Raw genomic sequence first — 26240 nt, forward strand, 5'->3', positions numbered from 1 at the left:
AGCCCTCAACTCAATGCCTTGCCTAAACGCGTTTTAATTCCAGCTGAATCCTGCATCTTCAAGTGGTTTGGGTATAGCCGCCTCTTCTCAATTACTCTGAATAACTTCACAAGCAAAAGTCATCGCCATAATACGTCATTATTGAGTAAAAAAAAACACTAGACGACCGGTCTATTTTTGACTAACCTAACTCAATGAAAAAAACATCGCTTTCGACAAAACAGCAAATTATAGACTCTGGCTATGCCTTATTTTCGTTAAAAGGCTTTACCCATGTCGGTTTATCTGAAATTTTAAACGCTGCTAACGTACCAAAAGGTTCGTTTTACCATTACTTTTCATCAAAAGAGCATTTTGGCGAAATGGTCATTCAGCAATACTTCAAAGACTATTTGCACTCAATTGATGCCCTTTTTAATACTGTTAATAAAAGTGGCTACCTTCGATTGAATGACTATTGGCAACGATGGCAAGACGCTCAAGCCCCAGCACACCATTCTCAGCAATGCCTTGTTGTCAAGCTCAGTGCTGAAGTGGCTGATTTATCAGAACCTATGCGACTCGCCCTTAAAATAGGCGCGGATGAGGTGATAAGACGCCTTACTCGTTGTATTCAAACTGGCATACAAGATGGCTCGGTTAATCCAATCGATCCATCAAGCACTGCCAATATGTTGTACCAAATGTGGCTTGGAGCAAGCTTGCTCAATAAGCTATATCGAGATGGAAGCACAATAGATAAGGCTATGGAACGCACTAAAAAAATATTAAAACAAGAATAAGACATACGGCAATAATCAAATTTTAAATAGAGGATGTAGCATGCTAGATTTCGAATATTGTAACCCAACCCATATCAGCTTCGGCAAAAACAAAATTGCGGAATTAGATAAGCTGATCCCAGCTGATGCGCGAGTATTAATCTTATTAGGGGGTAATAGCGCTAAAAAAACAGGTACCTTAGATGAAGTAATCACGGCTTTAGGGAATAGAAACATTACCGAATTTAGTGGTATTGAAGCTAACCCAACGTATGAAACTCTCATTCAAGCAATTGACATAATAAAAGAACAAGACATCGACTTCCTCCTCGCTGTTGGAGGTGGTTCTGTTATTGATGGCACAAAATTCGTTGCCGCAGCGGCCTTATTTGAGGGAGAACCTTGGGATATATTACTTAACTGGGGTAATAACATCACTCAAGCTTTACCTTTTGGTAGCGTGTTAACTTTACCCGCTACGGGTTCTGAGATGAACAGTGGCAGTGTCATCACCCGTAAAGATATTCAATCCAAACGCTCTTTCATGAGCGATCATGTCTTTCCAAAATTCTCTATTTTAGATCCCAGTAAAACTTTTACGTTACCTGAAAGACAAGTGGCTAATGGCGTTGTTGATGCATTCGTTCATATTATCGAACAATATCTGACTTACCCCGTTAACGCACCAGTCCAAGACAGATTCTCTGAAGGTTTATTACAAACGTTAATTGAATTAGGGCCACAAGCCCTCAGCAACCCCAAAGATTATGATATAAGAGCTAACCTCATGTGGGTAGCAACCATGGCACTTAACGGCCTCATTGGCCGAGGTGTCCCTCATGACTGGGCGACTCATATGATAGGTCATGAGCTCACAGCACTTTATGATATCGATCATGCAAGAACGCTCGCAATTGTCTTACCAGGTCTACTAGACTGCCAACGTGAATCGAAAAAAGAAAAATTATTACAATATGGTGAACGTGTTTGGAATATCACTCAAGGCACAGAAACACAACGCATTGATGATGCTATTGCCAAAACTCGTACTTTTTTTGAAGATATGGGCATTAAAACACGTTTAAGTGATTACGATCTTAATTATACTCACGTGGAAGAAATTATTAAGAAATTAGAATATCATGGAATGACAGCATTAGGCGAACACCAAGACATTGATCTCGAAAAGAGTCGCCATATTCTAGAACGCAATTTGTAATAATAAACTGATACAACTCATATCCAAAGTATGCGACTCTCGAGCTACTTTGGATATTTTCTTTTCTAACAATCAATGTTTAGAAATAAAATCTAACCCAAGTGACTCAATAAACTACCTCTCAATAGGGATATTAAAATGCACTTATTTTACATAGGATCAAAACAAATGTGATTCATGGAAGATAAGGAGATGGCATGATTTCAGACAATATGAAAAAGGGGCAAGTTTTAGCCTCAAGTACCGCCGCTTTTACTATTTGCTTTATGATTTGGATCATGTTTGCTGTACTCGGGATCCCCATCAAAGAGATGCTTTCTTTAAATGAAACACAATTTGGCTTACTCGCAGCCACCCCTATATTGACAGGATCATTAACCCGCTTACCTTTAGGGGTCTTAGGTGATCGTTTTGGAGGAAGAATCGTATTATTACTCCTCATGCTAAGCACAACGGTTCCTATTTACCTTATTTCATATGCAACTGAATATTGGCAATTCCTATTATTAGGATTATTTGTCGGTCTAGCTGGAGGATCATTTTCCGTCGGCATTGCTTATGTAGCAAAATGGTTTGATAAACAACATCAAGGCTTTGCAATGGGAGTCTTTGGCGCTGGAAACGCAGGTGCTGCGTTAACAAAGTTTGTTGCTCCTGTCATCATCGTCTCCCTTGGCTGGCAAATGGTGCCAAAAATCTATGCGGGTATTATGCTTATTATGGCCGTACTGTTTTGGCTTTTTAGCTTTGACAACCCTAAACATAAGATCAATTCAAATACCTCGTTAAAACAACAGTTACAGGTTCTGAAAGATCCACAAATCTGGCGATATTGTCAATACTACTCCTTTGTCTTTGGTGGCTATGTCGCCCTTGCACTCTGGATGACTAAATACTATATAGGTGAATATGGTTTTGATTTAAAAACAGCCGCTATTTTTGCTGCTGCATTCTCACTGCCAGGCGGAGTCCTTAGAGCCTTAGGCGGTTGGCTCTCCGATAAGTATGGAGCTCATTGCATTACTTGGTGGGTTATGTGGGTCTGTTGGATCTGTTTATTCATCATGTCTTATCCAGAAACTGAATTTATCATAAAAACAGTACAAGGCCCTAAGACCTTCAATATACATCTAAATGCATCCATTTTTACAGCACTGCTTTTCACCATGGGGGTTGCTATGGCTTTTGGTAAAGCGTCTGTTTATAAATATATCTCTGAAGCCTACCCGGATAACATGGGCACAGTATCAGGCATTGTTGGACTGGCTGGCGGTTTAGGAGGATTTGTTTTACCTATCATGTTTGGTGCTTTACTAGATTTAACCCAAATTCGCACTTCAGCCTTTATGTTAATGTATGCCATCACTTGCGTTTCTTTATTACTGATGTATTTTACTGAAATAAAGCGTGCCCATATTATAAGTTCATAAATCTCCCATAAAATCAGTCAACTTTAAGATAAATATATATTTCACTCAATTATCATTAGCTTATGATGATTGAGTGAAAAAAATATCTTCAACTCCCTGCTTTTTTTGGATAAACAAGCTAAGCTACTCAGTATTCGAGTTTTGGGGACCATAATCCAATGCGATTATTCAGCCTATTTCTACTGCTCTTATTAAGCTCAATGGCTAATAGCACAGTCTACAAATGGGTCGATAAAGATGGGCAAATACATTACACCGACAAGCCTGTTAATAATGCTAACCCTGTAGAGTTTAAAGCTAATACCAACAACCATGTTAGCCTTCCTCCCGTTCCCGCCATCTCCACGAACACCCCACCTCCATCTAAGCCTGTTCAATACCAGCTCACTATCACTAAACCTATCGAAGAAGAAACAATACGCAACAACAACGGTGACTTATCCGTTATTGTCCAAATTAAGCCAAGGTTTCCATCAACATCCAGACTACAGCTCCATTTAGACAACCAAATACTCGGAAAGCCACAAACCTCCACAATGTTTTCACTGAAGAACATCGATCGAGGCGAGCATAACATCATCATTAAATTAATCGATAAAAACGGCAAAATACTTGCATCAAGTCTCCCTAGAACCTTTTTTTTACACCGAAGTATTAAAAATAAACCATCATAAGTTTACATAACTCTGTTATTGATTTGTATTCAATAGATTAGTCCTACATAAGTAGCAATCTATTATTATGTGGAGGCTTGCGTGGTGCACCATTATGGTGCATTATCAAAACGTAACCGCCAAATGCACTTAAAAAGGGCAATGAATTGGGCACTTTAAATGGATAATCACAGATTACTCAACCATCTCGTCACAGCAGTCGTTGTTATCAATCACGAGCTGAAACTGCTCTATGCTAATAATGCCGCCAAACAATTATTCAAAATTAGCAATAATCGATTATTTGAACACGCATTAACTGAACACTACCAATCTATCGGTATTAATCCTCAGCTATGGCAAAATGCCATCAAAAATCATCAAGGACTCACAATTAATAGTGTCTCACTCACAACACTTGATGGAAAACAACACACACTTGATATTAGCTTAAGCCCTTTTGAAGAAGAAAAAAGCTCAGCCTTATTAGAATTAAGACTGGTGGATCAACAGCAAAGGATCCATCAACAATTATCTCAAGATGCGCAACAACAAGCCGCTCAATTTTTAGTACGTAATCTTGCTCATGAAATCAAAAACCCACTTGCCGGCATAAGAGGAGCTGCACAATTACTATCGAGAGAATTGTCGGACAGTACACAAAATGATTTTACCGATCTCATCATTGAACAAGCAGATAGATTACGCAATTTAGTGGATCGTTTATTAGGCCCCCAACGGCCAACAGAGCATGGTATTTTTAATATCCATGAAGTGATTCAAAAAGTACTCTCTCTTATCAGTATTACACTGCCAAACAATATTCAAATACAACAAGATTACGATCCTTCGATCCCCAGCTTCAACATGGATCCTGAGCAGCTCCAACAAGCATTACTGAATATTGTTCAAAATGCCGTTCAAGCCCTCAAAGGTAAACAAGGAAAAATTCACATAAGAACCCGCACCCAACACCAAGTCACCATAGGTAATAATAGACACAAGTTGGTTTTAGCATTGAGCGTCACCGATAATGGCTCCGGTATCAACCCAAATCTAATCGACACCCTTTTTTATCCTATGGTAAGCGATAAAGAACATGGGTCAGGACTCGGCCTCTCTATTGCTCATAATATAGCTCGCCTCCATGGGGGAAGAATTGACTGCAACAGCAGCCACTTAGGGACAGAATTCACTTTATTACTGCCAGTGCTTCAATAAAGTAATGCATAACAGGACAACTGAACATTTAATCAATCTATAAGATCTCAGTAACATTAAGGCACAAACATGACAGAACAAGTTTGGATATTAGATGATGACACCTCAATACGCTGGGTTCTTGAGCGAGCCATACAAAGTATACCGCTAACTTGCACTAGCTTTGCCGCCGCTGAATCTTTATGGCAGGCACTCGAAATAAGCCAACCAAAAGTCATTGTGTCTGACATTCGTATGCCTGGTACAGATGGCTTAACCTTGCTCGAGCGACTTAAAAGCCATTATCCTCATATTCCAGTTATTATTATGACAGCACATTCAGACTTAGACAGTGCCGTCAGCGCCTATCAAGCAGGGGCATTTGAATACCTTCCAAAACCTTTTGATATTGATGAAGCAACCGCATTGGTTGAACGTGCCCTGAGTCATTCAAACGAGCAAGAACATAATAAAAAGCAACAAGAAAGTATTATTGACACACCTGAAATTATTGGTGAAGCACCCGCAATGCAAGAAGTGTATCGCGCTATTGGTCGCTTATCTCGCTCTTCTATCAGTGTGCTCATTAATGGTCAATCGGGCACAGGAAAAGAGCTCATTGCCAGTGCACTACACAAGCATAGCCCAAGAAAAAAGCAACCTTTTATTGCCATTAATATGGCTGCAATCCCCAAAGATTTAATTGAGTCAGAACTCTTTGGCCACGAAAAAGGCGCTTTCACTGGTGCACAGGGGATCCGCCAAGGTCGATTTGAACAAGCCAATCTTGGCACCCTGTTTCTTGATGAAATTGGTGATATGCCAGTCGATGTCCAAACACGCCTATTAAGAGTCCTTGCTGACGGTCAATTTTATCGTGTTGGCGGCCATGATCCCGTTAAAGTCGATGTACGTATTATCGCTGCAACCCATCAAAATTTAGAACAAAGAGTCACAAACGGTGAATTTAGAGAAGATCTTTTCCATCGTTTAAATGTCATTCGTATCCACCTTCCCACTCTGTCCCATCGTCGAGAAGATATTCCACAATTGGCTCATCACTTTCTCCATAACGCGGCTAAAGAAATGGGCGTCGACACAAAAGTCTTAACGGAAGAAGCCGCAACACAATTGTCTCAACTCCCTTGGCCTGGTAATGTCAGGCAATTGGAAAACACTTGTCGATGGTTGACGGTAATGGGATCAGGACAAGAAATATTACCTCAAGATCTACCACCAGAATTGCTAGACAAAACGGTCAATGATACGACAAATAATATCACTCATGATTGGGAACAGGCATTAACTCAACTTATCGATGAACGTTTAAGCCATGGAGACAGTGATTTACTTACTCAAATACAACCCACATTTGAACGTATATTACTGACGACCGCCTTAAAACATACCCATGGGCACAAGCAAGAAGCCGCCAAACGATTAGGCTGGGGCCGAAATACATTAACGCGAAAATTAAAAGAATTATCGATAGAATAAAATGGCGCAACACAAAAAGGGATCATTGCGATCCCTTCAAGTTTAAGCTTTAAAACTGATAATGCATGCCAACACTGAATTGCGATAAATCTGTGCTGATATCATCATAATAATAAAAGTCATGCTCAAATTCGAGATCGCCTGATGTTTTCTCATAAGCGACACGTAAGACAAGATTATCAGACACGGCCGCATTCACTCCCGCGCCGAAAACATAACCTACACCACTTAAATCATTAGTATAAGTGCCATAGACGGTATCAACTTCATTTGAAATAACCATGTATGCAAGCCCTGCTTTAACGTAAGCAGAAAAAATATCATTAAATGCTAACGTTAATTTTGGCGCAATAGAAAAAGCCGATGCATGACTATCAAAGTCACTATCATTACTATAATCACCGGTACCAAAGAGATGCCCTTCAACACCAAACCAATCATTAAAATGATAGCCGCCATACACACCGACACTGTATTCGGCGTCATGGCTTACTCCGCCATCAAAATCTAATTCAGTAGAACCAATATCACCACCAACATAAAAACCTTCTCTGTCTGTTTCAGCAACAACAGAAGCGGATCCTAAAAGACCCATTAACAACAAAGCTGAACCACAATATTTATTCATTACAACTACTTAAATAAAAAACAAATGACAATGTTAACATATTGAGCTAAATGTAAAAATAGCAATACATAGTGAAGGTTGTAGTGATACTAAATACAGACAAATACACTAAAAAAGCAACAATAATCGATTCATCATGCTGCTTTTGAATATGCCATATTCATTTAAAAAAGATAATGCACACCAAGACTAAATTGAGAAAGGTTCGTTTGATAGCTGTTATCATAGTAAAAATCATTATTATCAAACTCTAAATCACCTGAAGTAAATTCATAAGCTACACGAATGACAAAATGATCAGATACCGCTGCATCCACTCCCGCACCCAGTACATAACCCACACCGGTTAAATCATTGTTATAAGTCCCCCAATAAGTGGTGTCACGTTCAAAACGAATATCGATAAAAGATATCCCACCTTTTAAATAACCAGAAAACATATCATTAAAATTAAGCGTAAAAGTTGGCGTAATAGAGAACACTCCGGCATTCACATCTTCACCGCTCACATCACTATAATCTGTTGTACCATATACATGTCCTTCAATGCCAAACCAATCATTGAAGTTATAACCACCATATGCACCAAAACTAGCAGCTGAATCACTGCCGCTGAAATCATCAAAACTTATTCGCGTTGTTCCAATATCCCCACCCACATAGAAACCTGGATATTGAGGCTTAGCCAAAACGAAGAGGGGGAATAGGCATAAAGTTAATAACAGTATTTTTTTCATCACAACTCCTTGTGTCATAAATAAGATCATCAAAGGTACAGTAGGTTAAACTTGAAAGAATGTCGACTTTAATGCTAATTTCAATCTAGTCACTAGAATGAAAACAATCAAAAATAACGTCAATTTTTTTAATAAGAAATAAAAAAGCCGAAAAAAACACCTGTTTTCTTCGACTTAATATTTCACTAGCAACATATACTATGACTTAACATTTAAGGCATCGTAATATATGACCTGTGTTGCTTTAAAACTGGTAATGCAGACCTAAACTAAATTGAGATAGTTTGGTATCGTCTAAATCAATATTTTGTTTAGCCGACAACCCCATCACATTGACATTAACATCACCATCAATATCAGCATTCATGTATTCATAACCTAAACGAACAACTAAATGTGGTGTAATAGCAGCATTCACACCAGCACCCAATACATAGCCCCAACCATCAAAGTTTGCTGAAGTATTGATATTGACCCCGTTAGCAACGACACCAATCTCTGTATCAACTTTCATGTAGCTCAGACCCGCTTTTGCATAAGCAGAGAAGATTTCATTGATATGCCAAGTCACTTTTGGTGCAATAGTTAATCCAGAAGCAGACAGTTCTGTTTTCGTCACAGTAATTGTATCGCCATTAAAAGTTCCACTTTGCCCTTCAAGACCAGTATCATAATCGCCCGTCCCAAAAACATGACCTTCAACCGCAAACCATTCATTGAAGTTATAGCCACCATAAACACCAAGACTTGCAGCAGAGTCACTTTCACCCTGAATTTTTAGTTGAGTTGAACCAATATCACCACCCACGTAAAAACCATTATCACTGGTTTCAGCCATAACTGTATTGATACTGCCTAGAGTTAATAATAATACCGCAGCACTTGGAAAAGCTTTCATAACGCATCCTATAAAAAACAATTTAATTCTAAGGCGGCGGAGATTAGCACTGAGAAATATAAATAAATAGGCTATACCGACTAAAGCACTAGGGTAAAAATAATAAATAAAAGTGAAAAAAAATAAAATTAACAACATAATTAAAAAAGAAAAACTTTAATGTAAGCCAGTGTTTTAAATGTTATAAAAAACAAAGCTGAACACAAGCTTAATAGAGGGGGTGTTTATAGAAAATAAGTTGATGTTTTTTATAAGATGATGATATTAGTTATTAAATTTAAAGTTCAGTTTAATTGGATTGAAAAGACATTAATTTTTATTCATTAAAAATCTTAACCAATTAAGCTTGCATATAAAATAAACCCCACTGATAAAATCAAATGGGGTTTATCGCAGTCAAACAACTTGGAAAATTACCGAGTCGGCTGATGTGGCACTTTATTCATTCGATGTGGTTTATCAAAATTTTCTTTAAACTTCACTTTTTGCTCTGGCGTTAAAATTTGATAAACCTCATTTTGTAGTTTCAGCATATTCACTACACCCATTTCACGCTTAGACTGCTGTGATGCAATGAGTTCTTTGGCTTTTGCTTCATCAAAAGTAGGCGCTGAAATAAGACTATATATCTGTGCTTTCATTGCTTGACGTTCTTCATCTGAAGCTTTATTTTCCTTCTTAGCGGCTTTGCTAGCCTGAACGAGACTTTTCACTTGCGCTTTTTGTGCATCAGTTAAATCTAAATTATGCAGCATGCTCTTTAATTTACGATCTGGACCATGATCGCCTTTCATCCGCTTTTGCTCAGTTGATGTATTGCTACCATCTTCCGCATTGACTACACTGGACATCAAGGTAGTCGTTGCTAGAACGGCTATTAGGCCTGCTGTTACTGTTTTTGACTTCATGTTTATAGCCTCTTGGTTTATGTCACTTTACAAATTAAAAAATGAGCTGTCTTTATCTGTTATCTAGTATAGTCAGCTCTTTTGTCAATGTGGGAATAACTGAGGTAAAAGACTGTAAACATTACGGTATGCACTCTATTTTTAATTGCTCTAAACAATCTTGATTTCAATATTTACATATACTTACACAAGAAAACTACAATTGACACCCAACACAGTATACTGAATCACATCTCCGTCCATTTAGTAACTTGGGCAGTGTCAATATTAAGGGAGACATATGAACCGTATTTTATTAATTGATGATGATTTAGGTCTATCAGAATTACTGGCACAACTCTTAGAGTTAGAAGGTTTTCAACTTACGCTAGCCCATGATGGACAAATAGGATTAGATCTTGCTATAGAACAAGATTTTGATCTTATTTTATTGGATGTCATGCTGCCAAAACTCAATGGTTTTGAAGTATTGAGAGCATTACGTCAAAAAAAGCAAACGCCAGTATTGATGCTTACTGCTCGAGGAGATGAGATTGATCGTGTGGTCGGCTTAGAAATAGGCGCAGATGACTATCTACCAAAACCTTTTAATGATAGAGAGCTAGTGGCTAGAATTCGTGCAATTATTCGCCGCACCCACTCTCTTCCCCAAGATAATCCAAAAAGCATTCAAGAATTTGGCGACTTACAGCTCGATCCAGCAAGACAAGAAGTGTATTGCCAGGATGTATTAATTTTACTCACAGGCACAGAATTTAGCTTACTCTCTGAGCTCGTCCAGCATGCCGGAGAGCTTGTCAGTAAAGAAACATTAAGTGAAAGCGTTTTGGGAAAAAAACTTATGCCATTTGATAGAAGCCTTGATATGCATTTATCCAATTTACGTAAGAAAATGCCTGAACGTAAAGATGCAAGACCCAGAGTTAAAACGATCCGTGGTAAAGGTTATATCTGGCTCCCCTAATGAAAACAATACCCAATAGTCTATTTGTCAAACTGTTACTGAGTTTTTGGATTTGCAGCTCCCTTATTATAGCCACTGTTGGGATCTTACCTTTAATTCAGCAAAAACATGATGCTGGCGTACCACTCCCTCCACCACTGCATCATATGTTAGTTACGGTTGCCAATCGGATTATTGATAACCCTGAATTATTAAACTCACAGCAAGCTTGGCGTGGCATTAATCGCTTTCGTGATCCTCAAGGTAAGCCCGTTCGTTTATTTGTCGTCAACGAGCATGGTAAACTGTTAAATAATGCAAAAAACTCTAGAATGTTAAGGCGATTCGTCTTAATGGCTGACGGCTCAGATCACCCCATTAAGTACCAATTTAAAAATGAGCTCATGTTTGGCCCATATCAATTCTATGTTGCAGGCGAACAATACTCACTTTACGGTCATGCCCCTGATCATCGACCACAGCCTTGGTTCTTCTTTTTTACCGACAATAAATTATTGACCTTAAGTCTCGCTATTTTTCTTTCCGGTCTACTATGTGGACTCTTAGCATGGCATTTAGGTAGGCCATTACGCTCATTGAAGTCAAGCGCAGATGCGTTAGCCAGTGGTGATTTAAGCAGTCGTGTCAATGTTGAAACAACGTTGCGTCAAGATGAATTTGGACAACTTGCTAAGGCTTTTAATGGGATGGCTGATGCCGTTGAAGACATGATAAAAACTCAGCAACGACTCATTAGTGATATTTCGCATGAATTACGCACCCCTCTTACTCGGTTGCAATTATCACTTGCTCTGAATCGAAAAAAAGGCCAAGAAACCCAAGAAATGATCCGTATTGCCTATGAAGCTGAACAATTAGAAAAAATGATTGCAGAATTATTAGAGCTCTCACGTGTCAAACTCAACACGCAAGAGAGAAAAACCTCGTTAGAATTAGCAGAAACACTCGGCCAAGTCCTTGATGATGCTGAATTTGAAGCAGGACAACAACATAAACAATTAAATATTGAAATTCCAGAATCGATAACCTTACCCATTCATCCTAAACCTTTATCTCGCGCAGTTGAAAATTTATTGCGTAACGCCATACGATATGCAAAAAACAGCATTACCATTTGCGCAAAACAGCACAAGCATTTTGTTGAAATTGAAATATTTGATGATGGCCCAGGGATTACTAATGAGAGTGATCTAGAAGCCATTTTTAAACCCTTCTATCGCCCTCAATCAGCAAGAGAAAGAGAAACGGGTGGCTGGGGATTAGGCCTGGCAATTACGCAAGCAGGCATAACCGCCCATGACGGTCACATAAAAGCTGAAAATATTAAACCCCATGGTTTAAAAGTCACTATAAAACTGCCCAAATAACGTCACTTTGTGTCTTATACCCGTGATACTTGAAGATGCAGGATTCAGCTGGAATGAAAAGCCTTTTAGGCAAGGCTTTGAACAGCGTGCCTAGTCATTCTAAGCTGATGTTCAATAACGCAGTATAAAAGGCTTTGCTTTTACATATAAAGAGGCCAGCCCTTTGGGAGTCTGTAAAATCACCTACATCGAAGTTGTATCACCTTAAAAGGCAATAAGCATTCTTGCAATAATACGCCTTGAATTAGGCACTTTTACAGGCTCTGAAAACAGGCATCTTCAAGTATCACGGGTATAAGCGAGTTGTTTAAAATTGATGACACTATTGCTATAATCACCTTCCAATTTTTAAGAGTTAAGTTGTCATGTTCCATATTGCGCTCTATGAACCAGAAATCGCCCCTAACACTGGAAATATCATTCGCTTAATCGCTAACAATGGTTGCCAGTTACACTTAATTGAACCTTTAGGGTTTGATTTAGAAGAAAAAAAACTCAGGCGCGCAGGCTTAGACTACAGCGATTTAGCTAATATTACTCGCTATGCTAATTTCGATGCTTTTTTAACGGCCATGGCGGGTAAACGCATCATGGCTTGTACCACCAAAGGCAGTCGTCCTCATTCTGACATTCGCTTTAAAAAAGACGATGTTTTTCTCTTTGGCCCAGAGACTCGTGGCCTCCCTATGGACATTATTGATGCTACGCCTTTAGCGCAACGTCTTCGAATTCCTATGATGTCAAATAGCCGAAGCTTAAACCTCTCTAATTCTGTCGCTATCATTAGCTATGAAGCTTGGCGCCAATTAGATTATGACGGGATATAATACGTTTCCAAAAACATGAAGTATGATGTCTTAATACAGCGACATCATACTTCATGTAAAGCCCAATGCCCCTTTCATTACACCTTAGCAACCTCAACCATTTTCATATTTTCCAACTATCTAACGTTTATAGCTAAATATAGAAACAATATCAAAAGCCATAAAAACATTAACTATCATTAACATAGTAATGATTTTTTAAGATAATTACTATATTAATCAAATGCATGATTAGCTTTACAGACAAAAAACTATTCATTCGCTTGAAATGCTGGCAACGTATAAAAAATAGAGAATAAACGAGGTCTATTATGCAAATGTGGCTAAAAATATTAATGAGTGTTTTTCTTGGTGCCTTAGTGGGGTATTTAGTCGGTCCCCCCATTGAAATGATAAAGCCAATCGGCGACATTTTCCTTAACCTAATCAGAATGCTCGTTATTCCTTTAGTTTTTAGCTGCATTATTACCGCCATTACCGCTAATAAAGACTTATCCAACCTAACCCATCTTGGCTTACGCTCTGTTTCTCTTTATATTTTAACAACATTAATGGCGGCCTTAGTCGGACTCACATTTGCTTTAGTCTTCCATGTCGGTGACTTAGGCAATGGTTTACCTCTCATCAATGCTACTAATAATGACAATATGACTCCTCCTTCCATTATCAATATGTTAATTGATATCTTTCCCACTAACCCTATTGCGAGTATGGCTGAAGGCAATATGATCCAAACAATTGTATTCGCTATTTTTATTGGTATCTCTATTAATTTGAGCGGTGAAAAAGGTGAAGCATTTAAACGCGTCATTAATTCAATGGGCGATATCATGCTAACCTTGATGCAATTAATCATAAAAATTGCACCTGTGGGGATTTTTGCTATTATTGCAGTGATTGCAGGCACTCAAGGCGTCAATGTACTCACGCCACTCATCAAGCTTCTCCTTCTCGTTTACGTCGCTTGCTTAACACAAATTTATGGCATATATGCAATATTGCTGACATTCTTTGCTAAAATTTCCCCATTGCCTTTTTTCAAAAAGGTGATTAGCGCGCAACTTATGGCTTTTTCATCAAGCAGCAGCGTCGCCACTTTGCCCATGACACTCAATGTCGCTAAGGAGCGATTAGGGATATCTAAAGCAACAGCACATTTTGTCCTGCCTTTAGGCATGACGATCAACATGGATGGCTCATCACTAAACTATGTATTAAGCAGTATTTTTATCGCTAATATCGCAGGCATTGACTTATCCACATCACAATACATTCTCATTATCTTCGTCTCTATTATCACTTCAATCGGCGCTGCAGGCGTACCAGCAGTAGCCATGTCAGGACTTTTTGTAGTTGTCGCCACATGTGGGCTGCCTATCGAAGGAATAGCCATAGTATTAGCCATTGATAGATTAATGGATATGATACGAACGGCCACCAGTGTCACGGGAGATTTAGCCGTTGCGACGACTGTCGATAGCCTAAACCATTCTCTCAATAAAACACATTATTACAGTAAGAAAATATAATCAATCATGCAAAAGAGGAAGTTCATTCCTCTTTGTCATTATCACTCACTCTGACGCTTTATTTTGTTTGAGCAGCTCAGCTAACCTTGCCTGCTCTTCTTCAGTCATCGTTTGAGCAGTATTCACTTTCGCGCTATGCCTACGGATAAACATAAACCCAATCAAGAAAGCCATAATCAGCAAAAGAGAGGGACCCAACCAGAGTAAATAGGTTTTAGGCTCCATTTTAGGTTTATAAAGGACAAACTCACCATAACGGCTAGTCATAAATTCAATAATTTCACGATCACTCTTACCCGCATCCACCATCTTAAAAACGACTAAACGCAGATCCTGAGCAACAGGAGAATTTGAATCGATCAAATTTTGATTTTGACACTGTGGACAACGCAATTCATTGGCAATTGACAATGCACGAACTTGATTCACCTCTGATTGAAATTGATAAGTATCAACTGGGGTAGCCTGTGCCAACGTACTCACACCGAAAAAAAGCATCAAGCTCAGCACTAAAGATCTCATATTGAACACCATCATAAACGCTGTGCCTCTTTCGCCTCAGCTTGAAGCCGCTTCACCATGGGCAATAAAGTGTCAGTCCAAACCTGATTGTCAATGGGGCCAGCAAAGCGGAAACGAATAATGCCTTTATGATCCACCAGAAAACTTTCTGGCGCGCCATACACTCCGAGATCTAAGCCTAAACGTCCTTTATCATCAAACAGATTCAGTACATAAGGATTACCGTCTTTTGCGAGCAACTTTATCGCCGCCTCTCGTTCATCACGATAATTAATGCCATAAATAGGTAAAATATTTTGCTTTGCTAAACGCATTAAAAATGGATGTTCATACATACAAGAGGGGCACCAAGTTCCCCATACATTCAGTAAAGCAACTTGCCCTTGAATATCATCATTAGTGAGTAACTCATCAGGACTGTCTAAATCCTGTAACTGAAAATGCGGAACGGGCTTCCCTTCCAGTGCAGAATCCAGCTTTTGCGGATTTAAAAATAATCCGCGATATAAAAGAACGCCCATCACTAAAAATACGGCTAATGGAATAAATAATATTAATTTCTTCATCTCGCCTCACCTATTATACTGTCACTAATTCATTATCAATTGGGGCCGCTTTTTTTGCTTGAGCCACTGTTTTACGTTGACGATAACGCTTATCCAATGCTGCTAACAAACCACCTAATGACATGAAAATGGCACCAAACCATAACCAACGAACAAAAGGCTTATAGTTTAAACGAACCGCAAACTCAGTGCTATTTATCGGATCGCCCATGGTAATATAAAGATCGCGAAATATTCCCCAATCAATACCCGCTTCAGTCATGCTCATAACCTGAACCGTATATTGGCGTCTTTCTGGTTGCAATAATGCCACCGGATTACCGTTCTTTGATACCTGAATTTGCCCTTGCTGCGCCATGTAATTTGGCCCAGGAACCTGTTTTGTTTCAAGATAACTAAACTCATAACCCGCAAGCTCTTTAGTGATCCCAGGCCCCATACGCACACTTTTCTCAATGGAATAATTCGACACCATGGTCGCACCAACAATGGATACCGCTATTCCAATGTGTGCTATCAACATACCCCATTGGCTACCCGTTAAACGGCTAAATTGTAATTGCCCTTGGCTGTTTGTTAGTAAATGATACCCCGCCTTTAATGTAGCAAGCGTGACCCAAGTCGCGGCCGTGATACCTAACATCACCCAAAGGTTAAACGCGCCGCCAGCAATGAAAGGCACTGCGATACCAGTCAATAAAGCAACAACTGCAGGCAGTAATAACTGCTTTTTTAATTCACCTGCTTTGGATTTTTTCCAGCGGATAATGGGACCTATCCCCATGACGCCAAATAATACCAATACGATAGGCACAAATACGGCATTAAAATAAGGTGGGCCCACTGAAATTTTCCCCATCCCTAAACCATCAATAATCAGTGGATATAAGGTCCCTAATAATACTGTTCCACATGCAACGGTGAGAATTAAATTACACGCCAATAACATGGTCTCTTTTGAGTTTAATTCAAATCTTGCAGGGCTTTTCATATTACTTGCTCTAAACGCAAATAAGGTTAATGAACCACCAACCGTGATCCCAAGCAAGAGTAAAATAAACATGCCACGACTAGGGTCGGAGGCAAAGGAATGCACCGAGGTTAACACTCCAGAGCGGACAATAAAGGTGCCTAATAAGCTTAAAGAAAATGCAAAAATCGACAATAACACCGTCCAATTTCTAAAGGTGCCACGTTTTTCAGTCACAATGAGAGAGTGCACTAATGCCGTGCCAATTAACCAAGGCATAAACGATGCATTTTCAACCGGATCCCAGAACCACCAGCCCCCCCAACCCAATTCGTAATAGGCCCACCAAGACCCTAACGCAATACCAGCAGTTAAGAAAACCCAAGCCGTTAAGGTCCATGGACGCGTCCAACGAGCCCATGCAGAATCCAGTCTTCCGCTCATTAACGCGGCAATAGCAAAAGCAAAGCTTACCGAAAAACCGACATAGCCTAAATACAGCATAGGCGGATGAATAATCAGGCCCACATCTTGCAACATAGGGTTTAAGTCACGCCCTTCCATTGGCATGGGAAATAAGCGTTCAAAAGGATTTGATGTGAGTAGCATGAAAAACACAAAACCCGCGATCACTAGGGCCAAAATCGCCAGCACTCGCGCAACAAAAGCCGCTTCTAAATTCCGGCTCAATAACGCCACAGCAACAGTCCAAACCGATAAAGCAAACACCCAAAACAGTAAAGAACCTTCATGGCCGCCCCAAACGGCGGCTAATTTAAAGAAAAAAGGCAATAAAGAGTTAGAATGGTTGGCGACATAAGCAACAGAAAAATCATCGACAGCAAAACTATAACCTAATGCTAAAATAGCAAAGCTAATAAATGTAAACATGCCATAGGTTAAAGGGCGTGCGTAACCGACAAGATATTGATCTTTTCGGGCGACACCCACTAATGGGACTGTCGCCAATAGCAAGGCAAACGCCAAGCCTAAAATCAGCGAAAAATGTCCAAGTTCTGGGATCATGCTGTTACCTCTTTCATTTTGAATAGTCTCTGCTCAACAAAAGATGACCAATCGACATCCGTCATTATCGCTTCCCACTTTCTTATTTATGTTGCGGCCAATAGAGTAAATGCTTAAACAACATTATGTTACTCAATAGTTAACCAAAAAAGGTTATACTCTTTCGACTCGTTAACGATTTAGCGCGGGTGTTAATTTGCGCTATTTTAGTGTTTGTCACGCCCTATGTCTGCTTATTTCGCAAAAAACTGCGTGATCCGTCTCATATCAATATCGAAATGACGGTGATTTCCACTTGAAAATGTGAAGCAAAACTCAAGACTGAGAAATTAAGGTTATATTAGTGTGTAATGAATGTATAATCGGCAACCAATTCAGCGGTACTGCCGCCTTTGATCACTCAAATTTAAGCGAAATAAAATAATGACCACATTATGGATTTTTTTAGCGTTATTCATATTAGTCAGTATCCTATTGATCTGGTTACCCCATTTTCGTCAATCGACGCTATTGAAAACACAAACAAAAACCGTCCGTAACCAAACTAACCTCACTTTGTTTAATCAAAGAATACAAGTATTAGAGCAAGAATTAAAAGATAACTTATTAGATCAACATGAATTTGATTCTCTCAAACAAGAGCTTGAAATAGGGCTATTGCAAGACATTAAGCAAGGCGAAGACGAAGCATTACTGCCCCACACTCAAACTAAAGGCCTGTTTTGGCCTAGTTTAATGACCCTCATCGTGCTTGGAATATCGGGTTACCTTTATTCCTCCATTGGCGCCTATCAAGCCCTTGAATGGGCTAATTCTGTTCAACACCAGAAAAAAGGCCCTTTGAGCATGATGGACCGCATTGAAATGATGCAAGCACAAGCTAAAGTGCAACCTGATAACAGTCAATTATGGTTCAGTCTAGGTCACGCTTATATGGCAATCAATCAATATAAAAATGCCATCCATGCCTTTGATAAAGCCATTGCATTGGCTGGCGTTCATGCTGAATTACTCGGCCCAAAGGCCACGGCAATGTACTACGATGCTCAGCAACAGCTCACCCCTGAAGTTCAATCACTCATTAAACAGTCTTTAACGCTTAACCCGACCGATCCTTCAACCTTATTATTAGTGGGAATGGACGCTTTTCTCAATGGACAATATCAAGCAGCCATTGATGCATGGCAACTTATTCTCGATACCAACCAAGATAATATTGATAGAGAAGCTATCACTAACGCCATTAATAATGCCAAGGCACAACTTGAAGAAAATCATCCCCAAGTCACAAGTGAAAATGCTGCCGATACGTCACTGACAATCAATATTAGCGTAGATAAGGCATTACAAGCTCACGTAAACGCAGATGATACGCTGTTTATTTTTGCTCGCACCCTAACGGCGCCTAAAACCCCCTTAGTGGCCACAAAAATTTCAGCAAACCCACTGCCTGAACAAGTGATATTAAGCAACAATGATAGGATTGGTAAGCGAGCACTCACAAAAGGTGAAACACTTGAGATCATCGCCGTATTATCAAAACATAACACACTCCGACCTCAACCGGGGGATCTCAAAGGCCAGGTCATCAACGTACAAGTAAGTGAAACTGTAAAACTCACACTGGATACGCTGATAAAATAGAAAGTCAGGAACAAAAAAACCGGCAATTGCCGGTTTTTTAATGTAAAAAAGCAATCAAAATATTATTTTGCCTTAGACATAAATTCGATGGCATTTTTGTAATCTTCATCGGTACAATCCATGCACATTCCACCTGGTGGCATCGCATTTTTACCCGCTTTCACAGTCGCGATTAATGTTTCCATACCTTGCGTCAAACGAGGTTCCCATGCAGCAACATCATTCACTTTTGGTGCGCCTGCAACGCCCATACTGTGACATACTTGACATGCCTTGTTATACACTTCTTCGCCTGTTTGGGCGAAAACGCTAGCGGACAAGGTTAATGCTGCTACAGCAGTCATAGTTAACCGTTTTTTCATGATTTATGTTCCTAATGCAAATACATACAAAGCCCAACGCCGCTTTTTATTATAAAATTTGGGTCTTTCGATCCAATGAAGCGGACTCTTTTTTAGCGCGACAAGCCTACTACAAAAGGTAACAAATCTCACCTTTTTGTGACTAAAATGCCACCTAGATCTCGATTTTAGTACAAAAATAGCGCTATAATTGCACATTAGCTATTGCTGAATAACAGATGTGAACGCAATATAGCGCTCTTGCTTTAAGACACTAAAAGTCAAAAATGTGAAGTGTAATTAAGATACCCAGATCAAATATTCGACACACAAAGTTAACCAATACTAAACCCCTTGGCCTATTTATGTTAATATCGCCCACGGTTGAATACGCTAATGATTCGATATGCTGCGTTAACACAATCAATAAAATGAAATAGAGACACAAGGTCAATAAACAATTTCAGGTTTTATATTCACAATATGAATTAAAGCCATGAAATAAATAATAATATAAATGACATGATTGCATTAGGTGATAGCGTGGTAGTACCGACAAAACATAAAACACTCCTTAGTGCTACAGATCTCACCTGTATTCGTGAAGAACGTATTTTATTTGATGAGCTCAGCTTCGATATTAACAGCGGTGATATCGTTCAAATCGAAGGCCCAAATGGTGCAGGTAAAACCAGCCTATTACGCATTTTAGCAGGCCTATCACGCCCCTATTCTGGTCAAGTTCTTTTTAAACAGCAACCTATTACATCTTGCCGCGATGATTACCAAAATGACTTACTTTATTTAGGGCATTTACCCGGTGTTAAAAGTGAACTGACTGCAACAGAAAACCTCAACTTTAACCTCACACTAATGGGTTATTATAACTTTGACTCTGTTGATATTTTAAACAAAGTGGGCCTCTTTGGTTTTGAGGATAGTTTGACCGGACATTTGTCGGCAGGACAACATCGGCGCACCGCTTTAGGACGCTTATGGCATAATAATGCCAATATTTGGATTTTAGATGAGCCTTTTACTGCCATTGATAAAAAAGGCGTCTGTCAGTTAGAAAGCTTATTTATTGAGCATGCTAACCGAGGAGGATGCGTTATTTTAACGACACATCAAGATATGAATCTTATCGATTCACAGACACTGAAAAAAATCCAACTCGATTATCATATGCTATGAGAAATGTTATGCAAAAAAACATGAGTTATTCCCGCGCATTTCTAGCCGTCCTCTTACGTGATTTACATGTTGCGGTGCGTCATCGTAATGATATTTTCAATCCTCTATTATTTTTTATTCTAGTGATCGTGTTGTTTCCATTGGCCATTGGCCCAGAGCCACAAACATTAAGTAAAATAGCACCGGGATGCATTTGGGTCGCCGCTTTATTATCTTCAATGTTATCACTCGAGCGGCTGTTTAAGGCCGATCACCTTGATGGCAGCCTTGAACAAATGCTACTCAGCCCACACCCGCTAACCTTATTAGTTTCAGCAAAGGTCATTGCACATTGGATCCTGACAGGGATCCCGCTCATCATTATCGCCCCTTTATTGGCGCTATTGTTACACCTTGAGCCTCAAAGTTATAGCGCATTATTCATCACGTTAGCACTTGGAACACCGATTTTAAGCTTATTGGGTGCCATTGGCGCTGCATTAACAGTAGGACTTCCCAAGGGAGGCGTACTGCTCAGCTTACTGATTTTACCCTTATATATTCCTGTTTTAATTTTTTCAACCAGCGCAATAGACGCTGCAAGCATGAATTTAGTTTATAACGGGCAGCTCGCCATTATCGGCGCAATGCTAATAACATCATTGATTTTGGCCCCTTTTGCAATTGGTGCCTCATTAAGAGTGAGTATTAATTAATATGTGGAAATGGTTACATTCATATGCCGATCCTCAGAAGGCATACCGTTTATCAAATACCTTGCTACCTTGGTTTAGCTATTTGGCCTTAGTGTTTATTAGTGTAGGGACGATTTGGGGTCTACTTTTCGCCCCCAGCGATTATCAACAAGGTGATAGCTATCGTATTATCTTCATCCACGTGCCTGCGGCCTCCATGTCCATGACAGCCTATATTGCCATGGCCAGTGCCTCTTTTGTGGGCATAGTCTGGCAAATAAAATCGGCTGATTGGGTCGCCGCCTCTATCGCGCCCGTTGGTGCAGTCATGACGTTAATCGCTCTAGTGACTGGCGCTGCTTGGGGCAAACCTATGTGGGGCACTTGGTGGGTTTGGGATGCCAGACTGACATCAGAGCTCATTTTACTCTTCTTGTATTTAGGTGTCATTTCACTTTACGCTTCATTTGAAGACAAAACCCTTGCAGCGAGAGCCGCGGGTATTTTAGCCATTGTCGGTGTTGTGAATATTCCAATTATTAAATATTCTGTCGATTGGTGGAGCTCACTGCATCAACCATCAACTATTAAAATCACTGAAGAATCAACAATGTCTAGTGACATGCTCTATCCGTTGCTTATCAATATTGTTGGTTTTGGGCTGCTCTTAGGCGCTATCACATTACTGCGTTTTCGCACTGAGATCCTCACCAGAAACAGTATGCGCCCTTGGGTCAGAGAACTTGCTCAAATAGAAGGATCCCATTAATGCAATTTGACAGTATTAGCGATTTTTTCAACATGGGAGGCTATGCATTATATGTATGGTTATCTTATGGTATCACTTTGGCTTGTTTTGGATTATTGATCATCCTAAGCCGAACAAAAAAGAAACTCTTGTTTAAACAGATCAATCAAAAAATACAAAGAGAACAATTATTAAAAGCCAGACGGAGTAATAAACAGTGAATTCAAGACGCAAAAAAAGACTCACATTAGCCGTTACGCTTATTGCAGGGGTTGCAGCAGTCACTTCTTTATTGTTATATGCATTAAACAGTAATATGAATCTGTTTTTCACCCCGTCAGAGATTTTACACGGTAAACAAGATACCGGTATCAAACCCGAACTTGGTCAACGGATCCGTGTGGGGGGGATGGTCACTATGGGCTCAATGAACAGGGATCCAGATAGTCTCTATGTTGAATTTGCCATACATGATGGTTCAGGTGGCGAAGTGATCGTCACCTTTGATGATTTATTACCCGATTTATTCAGAGAAGGCCAAGGCATAGTCGCACAAGGGGTGTTAATTTCACCAAATCGCGTGGAAGCTACCGAAGTGCTTGCCAAACATGACGAAAATTACATGCCACCAGAAGTCGCTGAAGCCATGGGAAAAAAATATAAAAAAATCGATTATAGTAATGAACAGTTAAATCAATAAAAATGAATAAGCAATGCCTCAATGGTCTTCGATAAGCCATTGAGGCTATTCATCTAACTATAACAGCGTTGCTCTAAATGACCTAAACCCTCAATACTCGCAGTAACAATATCACCTGCATGCAAAAATTGTTGCGGTGTTAAAGAATAACCTATCCCACCAGGCGTACCTGTACAAATTAAATCTCCCGCTTCAAGTGACATAAACTGCGAGAGATAGTGCACTAGTTGAGCCGGGCTAAAAATAAGTTGCTTAGTATTACTGACTTGCTTAACTTGATTATTAACTGACAGTGAAAGGGTTAAGTTATCAACTTGCACATCTTCTTTAAAAGACATCCACGGGCCAACAGTACAAAAACCTGGGTAAGACTTGCCTTTGGTCCACTGACCTTGCCTATCAAATTGCCAATACCTGTCGGTAATATCATTGACTATGGTATAGCCTAAGATAGCATCCTCAGCCTCGGCAAGATTATTGAGATTAAAGGCGTCTTGACCTATAACTATCCCTAACTCTACCTCCCAATCCACCTGCTTAGCATGAGGAGGAAGATAAAGATCATCAAACGCCCCTGCAGTAATATTATTCGCCTTAAAAAAAATCAATGGTTCATCTGGGGGGGTTAAGCTTAACTCGCGTGCATGATCTAAATAATTTAACCCTATTCCGATTAACTTCGGCGGCCTAGCAACACAAGGAGCTCGACGCACTGTATCGCCAATCTGAACCAATTTACCTTGTTTAACCTGTTGCAATATTGCCGTTCGGTCAATCTTTGATAAGGTTTGGCCTTGCCAGTCATCCACTAAAGATGAGCAGTCATAAGCTTTATCATCAATGATCACACCAGGCTTTTCTTGACCTTTTTGGCCAAATCGCATTAACTTCATTCAGCTTTACTCCGATCAATATAGATCTTAAGTATTGTTCATCATTGATCGCGGTAACAGTTAATTTTCATTTAGTTTTGTAAGTTCTAATGGTGTTGACAATAAATAAATTAACACTAGTTACATTTAGCAGTTCTCTTTTTATAAGAGATACCTAACAATAAGCACCTCTTAAGGGATCACACTCATAAAATTTAGTCTTCACTCTCGCTATCACTTTCAAATAAATTGGAAATGACAGAATCATCTTCACTTTCATCTTCTTGAGTAACAGTCTGATTAACAAGAACCTGGGATACTGCTCGTTCTATCTCTTGTTGTAGTTCTCTCTTTCTATCTTGCAAATCTTCGAGCAATGAATGCCAACCATCCGGATAAGCATTAACATCTTCACTCAATATATCATTAATATTTTGAGTAATTGAAGCATAGTTAGCTTGCAAATCAGGGTGCAATAACTCCACCGCGCCCGCATACTGCTCCACTTCAGCTTGGCGGCTTGCTAATTGATCTATACTTGATTGTATTAAATTAATTTTATTTTGAACTTCCGATATATCAGTCAAGCGACTAATCTCAGGCAAGGTAGGAAATCCTAAAGATAATTGCTTAATATCGTTATTGACTAACAAGCTTAAACGATGAAGAGATGCAGCATCAAGTCCATCGTTATCAGGCTTCAGTGTTGTGGCAACTTCAAAAGCAGGCAATTGGGCAAGATGCTCAGATCGAAGACCTTCTGTTATTGTGCCTGTAACTTCATCATCACCAACTCGTCTATGAGGTAATATAATACAAGCATCGGTAAACTCATATGGGATCACCATTTCTATTTCTTTCTTCATTTGGTAATCACTTGAACGTGCCTCTAACATACCTGTTTTTTGCTCTAAGTGACCCTTACCTATTGTTCCCCAGCCCGTCATCTTCTTTTCTAATGCTTTAGGGATCCAAACTTCTAATATTTTCTTGTCGTTACTATCTCCATAACTATCATAAATTCCATCTCTTCCTTCAATATATTGACCGATATAGAATCCTGGTCCACGCTCGTCACCACCACCAAACGCATTGCTGATTCCATCGCTGACCATGGCATTCATTCCAGCTTGCCCAGTCCCATGGCAGCCTAACATCACATAATTATTTTGCACTAATGCTTCTCTAGAAGCCTTAATCGTTGCTTCATCTCTTGCAAGTAATTGTGGAATATCAAATCGAGCTCGGATCTGCGTAGCTTTTTCTGATAAACTATTAAACCTAAAGAAATCAGACATAACTCCCACCGAATGTGATCTCTGCAATCCACTTCCTAGTTTAGGAAAAGAACTATGCTGCATGATTTCTTCCTGACTATTTTGACGCGCTCGTAATTCAGGCTTCATTTTCACGTCTTTATACTTAGGATCTTCCAAAGCCGCTCTATTTGTTCCAATTTGCATAGGTAATCGGTATGCACGATTAAACATAGCCGTTTTTAAGTTATTGACTTTATTGATACTATATTGTTCAGTATGATGTATTGGCATCACATCTGTCACTCTAGGCTCAACGATTGAAGTATGACTAGATGAAACCTCTCTCATAGGCGTCATTTGTGTCTGTAATTGCTCACTCGCAGGACGTAATTCTATTTGATGCCCTTGTATATTAGTCGATGTATTTGCATTAGCACTTACTGATAAGCTGGTATTCGTACTTTGTGATCCTGAAAGAATTTGTGGCATTTTAGGCTATTCCCAATAAATAGTAAGTTAGGCAAACTGCATTGCATTAGATGTTAACGTTGGCATTCTGTTGGCTACTGAATTCATACTGAATTCTTTTATGTTTTGCTGCCACTGCGCAACCACTTTAGAAAAGCTAATAAGCTGTTCTAAAAATGATTCATGATTCTCGTATGTTAAACTTATTGAATGAGATAGCATCACAGCGTCTGCATCAGCATTTAAACCAAAAAAATATCCATTCGTTTCTCTTCCTAAATATTGAGCTTGCAATAGCTTGGAATAAAATTCTTCCGTAGTAGTGAGGTCCAATAACTCTGCCAAAACTGACGAAAAATGGACTTTACAACCGTCTTCATTTTGTTGTGAAATATACACCTCAACACTATTATCGAGCCGAATAACAAAACCATTATTACTGTCTAATGGTGGAATGACTAACCCGTAATGTTTAGATAGTTTATCAACAAAAATATCTATCATAATAATATCTAACTCACCTTATAAATTGAAACTGATTAAAAACAGCGGGGCATAATATATAAATAAAAAACAATGTCAAAAATAAATACGTCATAAAAATATACGTAAAAAGCAAAAAACATGATTAATTAAAT

The 26240-nt window shown here is 39.3% G+C and carries 27 protein-coding genes; 16 read left to right on the forward strand and 11 right to left on the reverse strand.

The window, feature by feature from the left end; all coding sequences use genetic code 11:
- The first annotated feature begins 194 nt into the window (after positions 1-194).
- From Q0779_RS13475 to glnG, 6 genes are all read left to right on the forward strand, one after another.
- Positions 195-782, forward strand: coding sequence for a TetR/AcrR family transcriptional regulator (locus Q0779_RS13475; protein WP_298773301.1), 588 nt, complete (start codon positions 195-197; stop codon positions 780-782).
- A gap of 40 nt (positions 783-822) precedes the next feature.
- The gene (locus tag Q0779_RS13480; protein ID WP_298773302.1) at positions 823-1980 is read left to right on the forward strand and encodes an iron-containing alcohol dehydrogenase; all 1158 of its coding nucleotides are present in this window, start codon (positions 823-825) and stop codon (positions 1978-1980) included.
- Positions 1981-2177: 197 nt separating this feature from the next.
- Complete coding sequence (locus tag Q0779_RS13485) at positions 2178-3410, forward strand: nitrate/nitrite transporter (RefSeq protein WP_298773304.1); 1233 nt, start codon at positions 2178-2180, stop codon at positions 3408-3410.
- A gap of 158 nt (positions 3411-3568) precedes the next feature.
- Complete coding sequence (locus tag Q0779_RS13490) at positions 3569-4084, forward strand: DUF4124 domain-containing protein (RefSeq protein WP_298773306.1); 516 nt, start codon at positions 3569-3571, stop codon at positions 4082-4084.
- Positions 4085-4243: 159 nt separating this feature from the next.
- Positions 4244-5284, forward strand: a complete 1041-nt coding sequence (gene glnL, locus Q0779_RS13495) for a nitrogen regulation protein NR(II) (protein ID WP_298773307.1) — start codon at positions 4244-4246, stop codon at positions 5282-5284.
- 69 nt (positions 5285-5353) lie between these two features.
- Positions 5354-6760, forward strand: coding sequence for a nitrogen regulation protein NR(I) (gene glnG / locus Q0779_RS13500; RefSeq protein ID WP_298773308.1), 1407 nt, complete (start codon positions 5354-5356; stop codon positions 6758-6760).
- Positions 6761-6809: 49 nt separating this feature from the next.
- On the opposite strand, the gene Q0779_RS13505 is transcribed toward glnG, so the two are convergent.
- The 4 genes from Q0779_RS13505 to Q0779_RS13520 all read right to left on the reverse strand — a co-directional run bounded on the left by Q0779_RS13505 (position 6810) and on the right by Q0779_RS13520 (position 9931).
- Complete coding sequence (locus Q0779_RS13505; protein WP_298773309.1) at positions 6810-7388, reverse strand: porin family protein; 579 nt, start codon at positions 7386-7388, stop codon at positions 6810-6812.
- Between the two features lie 164 nt (positions 7389-7552).
- Positions 7553-8125, reverse strand: coding sequence for a porin family protein (locus Q0779_RS13510; RefSeq protein WP_298773311.1), 573 nt, complete (start codon positions 8123-8125; stop codon positions 7553-7555).
- A gap of 244 nt (positions 8126-8369) precedes the next feature.
- The gene (locus Q0779_RS13515) at positions 8370-9023 is read right to left on the reverse strand and encodes an OmpW family outer membrane protein (protein WP_298773312.1); all 654 of its coding nucleotides are present in this window, start codon (positions 9021-9023) and stop codon (positions 8370-8372) included.
- 413 nt (positions 9024-9436) lie between these two features.
- Positions 9437-9931: a Spy/CpxP family protein refolding chaperone gene (locus Q0779_RS13520; RefSeq protein WP_298773313.1), complete on the reverse strand. Its 495-nt coding sequence runs from the start codon at positions 9929-9931 to the stop codon at positions 9437-9439.
- A 280-nt stretch (positions 9932-10211) separates the two neighbouring features.
- Here Q0779_RS13520 and Q0779_RS13525 point away from each other — a divergent pair, with 280 nt between their 5' ends.
- The 4 genes from Q0779_RS13525 (at position 10212) to Q0779_RS13540 (ending at position 14618) form a co-directional block, all read left to right on the forward strand.
- Positions 10212-10895 carry a response regulator gene (locus tag Q0779_RS13525; protein ID WP_298773314.1) on the forward strand — a complete coding sequence of 228 codons (684 nt, stop codon included), beginning with the start codon at positions 10212-10214 and terminating at the stop codon, positions 10893-10895.
- Positions 10895-12262: an ATP-binding protein gene (locus Q0779_RS13530; RefSeq protein ID WP_298773315.1), complete on the forward strand. Its 1368-nt coding sequence runs from the start codon at positions 10895-10897 to the stop codon at positions 12260-12262. The genes Q0779_RS13525 and Q0779_RS13530 overlap by 1 nt, the downstream gene beginning before the upstream one ends.
- A 365-nt stretch (positions 12263-12627) precedes the next feature.
- Positions 12628-13089, forward strand: coding sequence for a tRNA (cytidine(34)-2'-O)-methyltransferase (locus tag Q0779_RS13535; protein ID WP_298773317.1), 462 nt, complete (start codon positions 12628-12630; stop codon positions 13087-13089).
- 311 nt (positions 13090-13400) lie between these two features.
- Positions 13401-14618, forward strand: coding sequence for a dicarboxylate/amino acid:cation symporter (locus Q0779_RS13540; RefSeq protein ID WP_298773318.1), 1218 nt, complete (start codon positions 13401-13403; stop codon positions 14616-14618).
- Positions 14619-14663: 45 nt separating this feature from the next.
- On the opposite strand, the gene nrfF is transcribed toward Q0779_RS13540, so the two are convergent.
- Genes nrfF through Q0779_RS13555 form a run of 3 tightly spaced genes read right to left on the reverse strand, consistent with a single transcriptional unit; the run spans position 14664 to position 17702 of the window.
- Positions 14664-15140 (reverse strand): heme lyase NrfEFG subunit NrfF, encoded by a 477-nt coding sequence (gene nrfF, locus Q0779_RS13545; RefSeq protein ID WP_298773320.1) that lies wholly within the window; start codon positions 15138-15140, stop codon positions 14664-14666.
- Positions 15141-15151: 11 nt separating this feature from the next.
- Positions 15152-15706: a DsbE family thiol:disulfide interchange protein gene (locus Q0779_RS13550; protein ID WP_298773322.1), complete on the reverse strand. Its 555-nt coding sequence runs from the start codon at positions 15704-15706 to the stop codon at positions 15152-15154.
- A 13-nt stretch (positions 15707-15719) separates the two neighbouring features.
- Positions 15720-17702 (reverse strand): heme lyase CcmF/NrfE family subunit, encoded by a 1983-nt coding sequence (locus tag Q0779_RS13555; RefSeq protein WP_298773324.1) that lies wholly within the window; start codon positions 17700-17702, stop codon positions 15720-15722.
- 423 nt (positions 17703-18125) lie between these two features.
- Here Q0779_RS13555 and ccmI point away from each other — a divergent pair, with 423 nt between their 5' ends.
- Positions 18126-19346: a c-type cytochrome biogenesis protein CcmI gene (gene ccmI, locus Q0779_RS13560; RefSeq protein ID WP_298773326.1), complete on the forward strand. Its 1221-nt coding sequence runs from the start codon at positions 18126-18128 to the stop codon at positions 19344-19346.
- Between the two features lie 62 nt (positions 19347-19408).
- On the opposite strand, the gene Q0779_RS13565 is transcribed toward ccmI, so the two are convergent.
- Complete coding sequence (locus tag Q0779_RS13565) at positions 19409-19708, reverse strand: c-type cytochrome (protein ID WP_298773327.1); 300 nt, start codon at positions 19706-19708, stop codon at positions 19409-19411.
- 501 nt (positions 19709-20209) lie between these two features.
- On the opposite strand from Q0779_RS13565, the gene ccmA reads away from it, so the two are divergent.
- From ccmA to ccmE, 5 genes are read left to right on the forward strand one after another with little or no spacing between them, the layout of a single operon-like run.
- Entirely contained in the window at positions 20210-20881 is a 672-nt protein-coding gene (gene ccmA, locus Q0779_RS13570; protein WP_298773329.1) for a cytochrome c biogenesis heme-transporting ATPase CcmA, read from the forward strand.
- An 8-nt stretch (positions 20882-20889) separates the two neighbouring features.
- Positions 20890-21576, forward strand: a complete 687-nt coding sequence (gene ccmB / locus Q0779_RS13575; protein ID WP_298773330.1) for a heme exporter protein CcmB — start codon at positions 20890-20892, stop codon at positions 21574-21576.
- A gap of 1 nt (position 21577) precedes the next feature.
- Positions 21578-22324, forward strand: coding sequence for a heme ABC transporter permease (locus Q0779_RS13580; protein ID WP_298773331.1), 747 nt, complete (start codon positions 21578-21580; stop codon positions 22322-22324).
- Positions 22324-22524, forward strand: coding sequence for a heme exporter protein CcmD (gene ccmD, locus Q0779_RS13585; protein ID WP_298773332.1), 201 nt, complete (start codon positions 22324-22326; stop codon positions 22522-22524). Before Q0779_RS13580 ends, ccmD begins: the two co-directional genes overlap by 1 nt.
- Positions 22521-23003: a cytochrome c maturation protein CcmE gene (gene ccmE, locus Q0779_RS13590; protein ID WP_298773333.1), complete on the forward strand. Its 483-nt coding sequence runs from the start codon at positions 22521-22523 to the stop codon at positions 23001-23003. The genes ccmD and ccmE overlap by 4 nt, the downstream gene beginning before the upstream one ends.
- Positions 23004-23056: 53 nt before the next feature.
- On the opposite strand, the gene Q0779_RS13595 is transcribed toward ccmE, so the two are convergent.
- The 3 genes from Q0779_RS13595 to Q0779_RS13605 form a co-directional block, all read right to left on the reverse strand.
- Positions 23057-23896: a fumarylacetoacetate hydrolase family protein gene (locus Q0779_RS13595; protein ID WP_298773335.1), complete on the reverse strand. Its 840-nt coding sequence runs from the start codon at positions 23894-23896 to the stop codon at positions 23057-23059.
- A gap of 194 nt (positions 23897-24090) precedes the next feature.
- On the reverse strand, positions 24091-25623 hold the full coding sequence (locus tag Q0779_RS13600) for a hypothetical protein (RefSeq protein ID WP_298773336.1): 1533 nt from the start codon (positions 25621-25623) through the stop codon (positions 24091-24093).
- A gap of 27 nt (positions 25624-25650) precedes the next feature.
- Positions 25651-26106 (reverse strand): type III secretion system chaperone, encoded by a 456-nt coding sequence (locus Q0779_RS13605; protein ID WP_298773337.1) that lies wholly within the window; start codon positions 26104-26106, stop codon positions 25651-25653.
- Between the last annotated feature and the right edge of the window lie 134 nt (positions 26107-26240).

It is taken from the genome of uncultured Shewanella sp. (assembly GCF_947491715.1).
Lineage (GTDB): Bacteria > Pseudomonadota > Gammaproteobacteria > Enterobacterales > Shewanellaceae > Shewanella.

Excerpts from the sequence above, each read along its gene's own strand:
- Q0779_RS13475 (WP_298773301.1), top strand. The coding sequence starts at position 195 with ATGAAAAAAACATCGCTTTCGACAAAACAGCAAATTATAGACTCTGGC.
- Q0779_RS13480 (WP_298773302.1), top strand. The coding sequence starts at position 823 with ATGCTAGATTTCGAATATTGTAACCCAACCCATATCAGCTTCGGCAAA.
- Q0779_RS13485 (WP_298773304.1), top strand. The coding sequence starts at position 2,178 with ATGATTTCAGACAATATGAAAAAGGGGCAAGTTTTAGCCTCAAGTACC.
- Q0779_RS13490 (WP_298773306.1), top strand. The coding sequence starts at position 3,569 with ATGCGATTATTCAGCCTATTTCTACTGCTCTTATTAAGCTCAATGGCT.
- glnL (WP_298773307.1), top strand. The coding sequence starts at position 4,244 with ATGGATAATCACAGATTACTCAACCATCTCGTCACAGCAGTCGTTGTT.
- glnG (WP_298773308.1), top strand. The coding sequence starts at position 5,354 with ATGACAGAACAAGTTTGGATATTAGATGATGACACCTCAATACGCTGG.
- Q0779_RS13505 (WP_298773309.1), bottom strand. The coding sequence starts at position 7,388 with ATGAATAAATATTGTGGTTCAGCTTTGTTGTTAATGGGTCTTTTAGGA.
- Q0779_RS13510 (WP_298773311.1), bottom strand. The coding sequence starts at position 8,125 with ATGAAAAAAATACTGTTATTAACTTTATGCCTATTCCCCCTCTTCGTT.
- Q0779_RS13515 (WP_298773312.1), bottom strand. The coding sequence starts at position 9,023 with ATGAAAGCTTTTCCAAGTGCTGCGGTATTATTATTAACTCTAGGCAGT.
- Q0779_RS13520 (WP_298773313.1), bottom strand. The coding sequence starts at position 9,931 with ATGAAGTCAAAAACAGTAACAGCAGGCCTAATAGCCGTTCTAGCAACG.
- Q0779_RS13525 (WP_298773314.1), top strand. The coding sequence starts at position 10,212 with ATGAACCGTATTTTATTAATTGATGATGATTTAGGTCTATCAGAATTA.
- Q0779_RS13530 (WP_298773315.1), top strand. The coding sequence starts at position 10,895 with ATGAAAACAATACCCAATAGTCTATTTGTCAAACTGTTACTGAGTTTT.
- Q0779_RS13535 (WP_298773317.1), top strand. The coding sequence starts at position 12,628 with ATGTTCCATATTGCGCTCTATGAACCAGAAATCGCCCCTAACACTGGA.
- Q0779_RS13540 (WP_298773318.1), top strand. The coding sequence starts at position 13,401 with ATGCAAATGTGGCTAAAAATATTAATGAGTGTTTTTCTTGGTGCCTTA.
- nrfF (WP_298773320.1), bottom strand. The coding sequence starts at position 15,140 with ATGAGATCTTTAGTGCTGAGCTTGATGCTTTTTTTCGGTGTGAGTACG.
- Q0779_RS13550 (WP_298773322.1), bottom strand. The coding sequence starts at position 15,706 with ATGAAGAAATTAATATTATTTATTCCATTAGCCGTATTTTTAGTGATG.
- Q0779_RS13555 (WP_298773324.1), bottom strand. The coding sequence starts at position 17,702 with ATGATCCCAGAACTTGGACATTTTTCGCTGATTTTAGGCTTGGCGTTT.
- ccmI (WP_298773326.1), top strand. The coding sequence starts at position 18,126 with ATGACCACATTATGGATTTTTTTAGCGTTATTCATATTAGTCAGTATC.
- Q0779_RS13565 (WP_298773327.1), bottom strand. The coding sequence starts at position 19,708 with ATGAAAAAACGGTTAACTATGACTGCTGTAGCAGCATTAACCTTGTCC.
- ccmA (WP_298773329.1), top strand. The coding sequence starts at position 20,210 with ATGATTGCATTAGGTGATAGCGTGGTAGTACCGACAAAACATAAAACA.
- ccmB (WP_298773330.1), top strand. The coding sequence starts at position 20,890 with ATGCAAAAAAACATGAGTTATTCCCGCGCATTTCTAGCCGTCCTCTTA.
- Q0779_RS13580 (WP_298773331.1), top strand. The coding sequence starts at position 21,578 with ATGTGGAAATGGTTACATTCATATGCCGATCCTCAGAAGGCATACCGT.
- ccmD (WP_298773332.1), top strand. The coding sequence starts at position 22,324 with ATGCAATTTGACAGTATTAGCGATTTTTTCAACATGGGAGGCTATGCA.
- Q0779_RS13595 (WP_298773335.1), bottom strand. The coding sequence starts at position 23,896 with ATGAAGTTAATGCGATTTGGCCAAAAAGGTCAAGAAAAGCCTGGTGTG.
- Q0779_RS13600 (WP_298773336.1), bottom strand. The coding sequence starts at position 25,623 with ATGCCACAAATTCTTTCAGGATCACAAAGTACGAATACCAGCTTATCA.
- Q0779_RS13605 (WP_298773337.1), bottom strand. The coding sequence starts at position 26,106 with ATGATAGATATTTTTGTTGATAAACTATCTAAACATTACGGGTTAGTC.